The sequence below is a fragment of the uncultured Nocardioides sp. genome, assembly GCF_902805925.1.
Classification (GTDB): domain Bacteria; phylum Actinomycetota; class Actinomycetes; order Propionibacteriales; family Nocardioidaceae; genus Nocardioides.
The window spans coordinates 1-6,655 of the sequence record NZ_CADCUP010000130.1 but is presented as its reverse complement, the minus strand read 5'-3'; the positions used below and the strand labels follow the sequence as shown (position 1 = coordinate 6,655).

7 protein-coding genes and 1 tRNA gene are annotated in these 6,655 nt (G+C 70.8%); 5 read left to right on the top strand and 3 right to left on the bottom strand.

What is annotated here, in order from left to right:
• Positions 1-493: 493 nt before the first annotated feature.
• The 3 genes from QZX64_RS09405 to QZX64_RS09395 are packed head-to-tail and all read right to left on the bottom strand — an operon-like array spanning position 494 to position 3,334.
• The gene (locus QZX64_RS09405) at positions 494-1,069 is read right to left on the bottom strand and encodes a DUF4190 domain-containing protein (protein ID WP_295658667.1); all 576 of its coding nucleotides are present in this window, start codon (positions 1,067-1,069) and stop codon (positions 494-496) included.
• The gene (locus tag QZX64_RS09400; protein WP_295658664.1) at positions 1,066-2,106 is read right to left on the bottom strand and encodes an adenosine deaminase; all 1,041 of its coding nucleotides are present in this window, start codon (positions 2,104-2,106) and stop codon (positions 1,066-1,068) included. Before QZX64_RS09400 ends, QZX64_RS09405 begins: the two co-directional genes overlap by 4 nt.
• 1 nt (position 2,107) lies before the next feature.
• Positions 2,108-3,334 (bottom strand): pyridoxal phosphate-dependent aminotransferase, encoded by a 1,227-nt coding sequence (locus QZX64_RS09395; protein ID WP_295658661.1) that lies wholly within the window; start codon positions 3,332-3,334, stop codon positions 2,108-2,110.
• Between the two features lie 167 nt (positions 3,335-3,501).
• On the opposite strand from QZX64_RS09395, the gene QZX64_RS09390 reads away from it, so the two are divergent.
• The 5 genes from QZX64_RS09390 to rplA all read left to right on the top strand — a co-directional run bounded on the left by QZX64_RS09390 (position 3,502) and on the right by rplA (position 6,136).
• Positions 3,502-3,574: transfer RNA gene (locus tag QZX64_RS09390), tRNA-Trp, on the top strand.
• 53 nt (positions 3,575-3,627) lie between these two features.
• Entirely contained in the window at positions 3,628-3,879 is a 252-nt protein-coding gene (gene secE / locus QZX64_RS09385) for a preprotein translocase subunit SecE (protein ID WP_295658658.1), read from the top strand.
• An 88-nt stretch (positions 3,880-3,967) separates the two neighbouring features.
• The gene (gene nusG / locus QZX64_RS09380; RefSeq protein WP_295658655.1) at positions 3,968-4,822 is read left to right on the top strand and encodes a transcription termination/antitermination protein NusG; all 855 of its coding nucleotides are present in this window, start codon (positions 3,968-3,970) and stop codon (positions 4,820-4,822) included.
• Positions 4,823-4,907: 85 nt separating this feature from the next.
• Positions 4,908-5,339, top strand: coding sequence for a 50S ribosomal protein L11 (rplK, locus tag QZX64_RS09375; RefSeq protein WP_295658652.1), 432 nt, complete (start codon positions 4,908-4,910; stop codon positions 5,337-5,339).
• A 74-nt stretch (positions 5,340-5,413) separates the two neighbouring features.
• A complete protein-coding gene (rplA, locus tag QZX64_RS09370) occupies positions 5,414-6,136 on the top strand; it encodes a 50S ribosomal protein L1 (protein WP_295658650.1) in 723 nt (240 codons plus the stop codon).
• Positions 6,137-6,655 lie beyond the last annotated feature (519 nt).

Here is a 6,655-nt window from a genome sequence, read left to right as displayed (position 1 = left end):
AGTCCTCGGTGGCGGGGTGGAGGTCGGCCCACTGGCACGCCGCGACCAGCAGCTCGGCTTCCGCACGGTCGGCCAGAGCGCGACGCGAACGGGCGTAGCCGAGCACCGCTGCCGCGGTGTCGGGGAGCTCGCTCGTCGTGGTGGCCATAGGAGAACTCAACCAGGGACCACCGACAATTCGGGGCACCCGAGGAGGCCCTGTGCACAACTGATCGCAGAGCCCATACGTGACCCCGCGACCTCTGTCGCCGCCGCGCTGGCGACATCGCCGGCGGTGCTGCGAACCGATCGAGCCGCGGCCGAAGGTCCCCGCTGGGCCGATCTCCCGCCAGCCTCTAGTCCTGGCTCAGGCTCGGCGCGGTGTTGGAGGGGCTCTGGCTCGAATACGTGACCCCGCGACCTCTCGCCGCCGCGCTGGCGACATCGCCGGCGGTGCCGCGAACCGATCGAGCCGCGGCCAAAGGTCCCCGCTGGGCCGATCTCCCGCCAGCCTCTAGTCCTGGCTCAGGCTCGGCGCGGTGTTGGAGGGGCTCTGCTCGAAGCTCGTCTCGGTCGCCGACACGGCCAGGCCCATGATGGCGACGATCCCGATCACGCCCAGCGCCAGCAGCACGGTGCCGATGATGCCCATGATCTGCCCACCCTTGGCCTGGTCGCGGCCGGCGTACCGCCCCGGCTCGGCGTCGATCTCACGCACCGCCTTGCGGCCGATGGCCCAGGCGAAGGGGGAGAGGACAAGCGTGATCCCGGCGCAGAAGACGATGCCGGCGAGCCCGACGATGCCCAGCACCAGGGCGGTGGTCGCTGACGGGTGCTGCGGCGTCAGCGGCCCGGCGTGACCGTAGCCGTAGCCGTAGCCCGGCTGTGCGTACGGCTGCTGGCCGTAGCCGCCGGGGTGGCCCTGCGGCGGCTGGCCGTAGGGCTGCTGCTGGTCCCAGGGCTGACCCGGCTGGGGGTACGGCGAGGTCGGCTCGTAGGGGTTCTGCCGGGGCTGCGCCGGCTGGTTGGGGTCCGGTTGCCGCAGGTAGTCCTCGGGCAGGTTTTGGGGCTCGTCGTCGGGAGGCGTCACGCCTGCATCCTCTCAGGTCGCGACAGCCACGTGTCGATGTCCGCCAGACCGGTCCGGACGAGCTCGGCCGGCGCGCAGGAGGCGCGGAACGACATGCGCGCCAGCTCGGCCAGCTGGTCGTCGGTGAGGTCGTGGGCGGCCCGCATGGTGGCGTACTGCCCAGCCAGCCGGGAGCCGAACAGGAGGGGGTCGTCGGCGCCGAGCGCCACCGTCGCGCCCGCCGCGAGCAGCTGCGGCAGCGGCACCGAGCTCAGGTCGGAGTAGACGCCGAGCGCGACGTTGGACACCGGGCACACCTCCAGCGCCACACCACTGTCCACGACCCGCGCGAGCACGGCGGGGTCCTCGACCGACCGCACCCCGTGGCCGAGGCGGCGGGCCTGGAGGAGGTCCAGGCACTCCCGGACGTGGTCGGGGCCGAGCAGCTCGCCGCCGTGCGGCGTGAGCAGCAGGCCGGCGCGCTCGGCGATCCGGAAGGCGCCGGCGAACTCGGAGGTGCGGCCGCGTCGCTCGTCGTTGGACAGCCCGAAGCCCACGACGCCACGGCCGGCGTACTGCGCCGCCAGCCGGGCGAGGGCACGGGCGTCGAGCGGGTGCCGGGTGCGGTTGGCGGCGACGACGACCGCCATGCCCAGGCCGGTCGCGCGCGAGGCGGCGTCGACGGCGTCCAGCACCAGGTCGGTGAAGGCGGTGATGCCGCCGAAGCGGGCGGCGTACCCGCTCGGGTCTACCTGGATCTCCAGCCACCGGCCCCCGTCCGCCACGTCGTCCTCGGCCGCCTCGAGCACCAGGCGGCGTACGTCGCCCTCGGTGCGCAGCACGGACCGGGCGACGTCGTAGAGGCGCTGGAAGCGGAACCAGCCCTTCTCGTCGGCGGCGGAGAGCCGCGGCGGCCAGTCCTCGACCAGCGAGTCCGGCAGCGAGATCCCGTCGCGCTCGGCGAGCTCGAGCAGCGTGTCGTGCCGCATGGAGCCGGTGAAGTGGAGGTGCAGGTGGGCCTTCGGGAGCGCCCGGAGCGACCGCGCCCCGCCCCCCACGTCAGGCGAAGAGCTTCTGGAGTCGGCTCACGCCCTCGACCAGGTCGTCGTCGCCGAGGGCGTAGGAGAGCCGCAGGTAGCCCGGTGAGCCGAACGCCTCGCCGGGCACCACGGCCACCTCGGCCTCGTCGAGCATGTAGTCGGCCAGGTCGGCGGAGGTCTCGATGCGCCGGCCGCCGTGCTCGCGGCCGAGCAGCCCCTTCACCTGGGGGTAGGCGTAGAACGCTCCTCCGGGCATCGGGCAGGTGACGCCGTCGATCTCGTTGAGCATGGAGACGATGGCGTGCCGGCGCCGGTCGAACGCCTCCTTCATCGTCTCGACCGCCGAGAGGTCGCCGGACACCGCGGCGAGCGCCGCCCGCTGGGAGACGTTGGAGACGTTGGAGGTCGCGTGCGACTGGAGGTTGGTGGCGGACTTGACGAGGTCGGCGGGGCCGATCATCCAGCCCACCCGCCAGCCGGTCATGGCGTAGGTCTTGGCGACGCCGTTCACCACGACGCAGTGGTCGGCGAGCTCGGGGCACACCACGGGCATGGAGCCGGTGTCGGCGCCGTCGTAGACGAGGTGCTCGTAGATCTCGTCGGTGAGGACCCACAGGTCGTGCTCCTCGACCCAGGCGCCGATGGCCCGGATCTCCTCGGAGGTGTAGACCGCGCCCGTCGGGTTCGACGGGGAGACGAAGAGCAGCACCTTGGTGCGCTCGGTGCGAGCCGCCTCGAGCTGCTCGACGCTCACCTTGTAGTCCTGCGTCTCGTCGGCCAGCACCTCGACCGGCACGCCGCCGGCGAGCTGGATCACCTCGGGGTACGTCGTCCAGTACGGCGCCGGGACGATGACCTCGTCACCGGGGTCGACCATCGCGGCGAACGCCGCGTAGATGGCCTGCTTGCCGCCGTTGGTGACGAGCACCTGGGACGGCTCGACGGCCAACCCGCTGTCGCGCAGCGTCTTCTCCGCGATGGCCTTCTTCAGCTCGGGCAGGCCGCCGGCGGGGGTGTAGCGGTGGTTCTTGGGGTCGCGGCAGGCCTCGACCGCAGCGTCCACGACGTAGTCGGGGGTCGGGAAGTCGGGCTCCCCGGCGCCGAAGCCGATGACCGGCCGGCCCTCCGCCTTGAGCGCCTTGGCCTTCGCGTCGACCTTGAGCGTCGCGGACTCGGCGATCGCGCCGATGCGCCGGGAGACGCGGCGGTCGCGGGGACTGGCAGGGCTGGAGGGGGTCTGGCTCATGGCGCCCATCCTAGGAGGCGGCGGCCTCGGGCGGCCGGGGCGACCACCCGCCGGTTCGACTCTCCTCCGGGCCCCCGGTAGAGTTCCGGCTTGGTGTCTCCCACGGTTTCGCGCTGCCCTCTCCACGCACCACGGCTCGGGCGGCCGGCACCTGAGCCAGACACCGGAGGGCACTAGCTCAACTGGCAGAGCATCGGTCTCCAAAACCGAAGGTTGGGGGTTCAAGTCCCTCGTGCCCTGCAGGGACCCACGGTCAACGCAACCGGTCAACGCACCAACAGGAGAGGTCAGACGTGTCGGAGAGCAGCGCCGTCCGCGAGCCACGTGGTGGCGGCAACAAGGACAACGAGCGCACCAGCCCGGCCACGTTCTACCGCCAGGTGGTGGCCGAGCTCCGCAAGGTCGTGTGGCCCACGCAGGAACAGCTGATCACGTACTTCATCGTGGTCATGGTCTTCGTGGTCGCGATGATGGCGCTGGTCTCGGCCCTCGACCTCGCCTTCGGCAGGATGGTCTTCGCGCTGTTCACCGGCGGCAGCAACTAGTGAGGCCCCTCCGGACACCGTCCGGGCATGCCCGGTCCACCGGGCCCCAGAAGAGTCACCCAGTCAACAGTCAGGTCGAGAGCCACCCATGACGGAGCAGCACGTGTCCGAGCAGAACGAGCCGGTCGACGACGTCGACGCGGCCCTCGAGCCTGCCCAGACGACCGAGCAGAGCGACGAGCCGACGGACGCCGAGGCGTCCGAGGGCGACACCACCGACGACGCGCACGCCGCCGACGACCTCGACGAGTCGTCGGTCGAGGAGTCGGGCGAGGAGTCGGCCGAGGAGTCGGGCGAGGACGCGGCGCCCGACGCCGACGACCCCCTCGAGGCCTTCCGCCGCGAGCTGTGGGCCAAGCCCGGCGAGTGGTTCGTCGTGCACACCTACTCCGGCATGGAGAAGCGGGTCAAGCAGAACCTCGAGAACCGCATCCAGGCCCTCGACATGGTGGACTACATCCACGAGATCGTCGTCCCGACCGAAGAGGTCGCCGAGATCAAGAACGGTCAGCGCAAGATGGTCACCCGGACCGTCCTGCCCGGCTACGTGCTGGTCCGCATGGACCTCACCGACGAGTCCTGGTCGGCGGTGCGCCACACCCCGTCGGTCACCGGCTTCGTGGGCCACAGCCACCACCCGGTGCCGCTGTCGATGAGCGAGGTCGAGGACATGCTCGCCCCGGCCGCCGTCGCGGTCGCCGAGGCCGAGGCCGAGGCGGCCTCCGGCACGCCGACCGGTGGCACCACCGCCACCCGCAAGCCGGTCGAGGTGGCCGACTTCGACGTCTCCGACTCCGTGATGGTGGTCGACGGTCCGTTCGCCACGCTGCACGCCACCATCACCGAGATCAACGCCGAGTCGCAGCGCGTCAAGGCCCTCGTCGAGATCTTCGGCCGGGAGACCCCGGTCGAGCTCAGCTTCAACCAGATCCAGAAGGTCTGAGCCGCCCGGCCCGCTCGGGCCGGTGCTCGGACGCACACGAGTGGCAGGGGTCCGCCCCGTCATGACCACGAGAGAGAGAAGAGCAATGCCCCCCAAGAAGAAGAAGATCGCTGCCCTCGTCAAGGTGCAGCTGCAGGCTGGCGCAGCAACTCCGGCTCCGCCGGTGGGTACCGCCCTGGGTCCCCACGGTGTGAACATCATGGACTTCTGCAAGGCCTACAACGCGCAGACCGAGTCGATGCGCGGCAACGTGGTCCCCGTCGAGATCACCATCTACGAGGACCGCTCGTTCACGTTCATCACCAAGACCCCGCCGGCCGCGGAGCTCATCAAGAAGGCCGCCGGACTGAAGAAGGGCTCGGGCGTCCCGCACAAGGAGAAGGTCGGTCGGCTGACCAAGGACCAGGTGCGCGAGATCGCCACCACCAAGCTGCCCGACCTCAACGCCACCGACCTCGACGCCGCGATGAAGATCGTCGAGGGGACCGCCCGCTCCATGGGCGTCACCACCGACTGACCACCCGACACGGCACACCTGTGGCAGAGCCGCGCTGGCTCACCTGACCACACCTTCGTAGAGAGAAGAACGACATGCAGCGCAGCAAGACCTACCGCGCAGCGGCCGAGCAGTTCGACAAGGACGAGCTCCACTCCCCGCTGTCCGCAATCAAGATCGCCCGCAACGGCAGCAAGAAGAAGTTCGACGAGACCCTCGACGTGGTCATGCGCCTCGGCGTCGACCCGCGCAAGGCCGACCAGATGGTGCGCGGCACGGTCAACCTGCCCCACGGCACCGGCAAGACCGCCCGCGTCCTGGTGTTCGCCAACGGCGACAAGGCCGAGGCCGCCCGTGAGGCCGGCGCCGACTTCGTCGGCAGCGACGACCTGATCGAGAAGGTCAACGGCGGCTGGCTCGACTTCGACGCCGTCGTCGCGACCCCCGACATGATGGGCAAGGTCGGCCGCCTCGGTCGCGTGCTCGGTCCCCGCAGCCTGATGCCGAACCCGAAGACGGGCACCGTGACGCCCGACGTCGCCAAGGCCGTCACCGACATCAAGGGCGGCAAGATCGAGTTCCGTGTCGACCGGCACGCCAACCTGCACTTCATCATCGGCAAGGCCTCCTTCGACGAGGTCAAGCTCGCGGAGAACTACGCCGCGGCGCTCGAGGAGGTGCTGCGGCTCAAGCCCGCCAGCTCCAAGGGCCGCTACATCAGGAAGGTCACCGTCTCCACGACCATGGGCCCCGGCGTGCAGGTCGACCCCAACCGCACCAAGAACGTCGCGGGCGAGGACGAGGGCGACCAGGGCTGACCCTCACCCCGACGTACGACGGCCCGGCCACCTCGCGGTGGCCGGGCCGTTTGCACGTCCGGGGGCCGAGGAGGAAACCGCTTTCCTCACCCACGGGGCGGCGAGGAGTGCGGTGTCGCGCCGCGCTCGTGTGCGGCGGGCCCGGGCTCGACGCTCAGCCGATGAGGATGCGGAACAGGGCGTACATGCGGTCACCTCCGAGACTCAGGAACGGAACGGCGCGATGGGACGTCGCATATCGGGCGTGCGACGAGTTAAGCGTGTTCCTTCCGGACGCTCGCATGACGCCATGCCCGGGCGCAACCCCCGATCGACGGGATTCGGTGTGCGCGACGGGGCGGGGAGCACTTCCGTGACCCGGCGGACCAGGCCCGCTCAGGCGCTCTGCTCGGGCAGCTCGGTGCTCAGCAGCGCCTCGCCGTCGGGGGTACGCAGGTCGATCCCGCGCAGGTCGGCTCGCAGCGTGGCGGCGTTGAAGCGGCAGACCATCAGCACGCCGCCGACAGCCAGCAGGGAACC